We start from the raw sequence: 329 nt of genomic DNA, 5'->3' as shown, positions 1-329 counted from the left end.
CCCGGGGGAGTATGCCCCGCCCCGGCAAGTGGGGGACCTGGCGGAAGTCGTGGGGCAGCCCGCTGCCCGCCGGGCGGTGGAGGTGGCCGCGGCCGGAGGGCACAATCTGATGCTGACGGGGCCGCCGGGAAGCGGCAAATCGATGCTGGCCGAACGTTTGCCGGGGATCCTGCCGCCCATGACCGATACCGAGCGGGTGGAGGCCGCGAGTGTGCACTCCCTGGCGGGAGTAAAGGGGAGTTTGCCGGAAGTGCTCGCGGGTCAGCGGCCGTTCATCGCCCCGCACCACAACGTGACCCCGGCGGCACTGATCGGCGGCGGGCGCGTGC

At 72.6% G+C, this 329-nt stretch carries 1 protein-coding gene; it reads left to right on the top strand.

Features of this window, described 5'->3' with window-relative positions; genetic code table 11:
* Positions 1 to 49 precede the first annotated feature (49 nt).
* Positions 50 to 329: ATP-binding protein (locus tag CYJ76_RS11790; RefSeq protein ID WP_238138243.1), on the top strand; the 280-nt coding region annotated here is incomplete at its 3' end.

The sequence above is a fragment of the Kytococcus schroeteri genome (genome assembly GCF_002847825.1).
Lineage (GTDB): Bacteria > Actinomycetota > Actinomycetes > Actinomycetales > Dermatophilaceae > Kytococcus > Kytococcus schroeteri.
The sequence above is the reverse complement of the archived record's forward strand: the minus strand, read 5'-3'. Positions and strand labels throughout refer to the sequence as shown.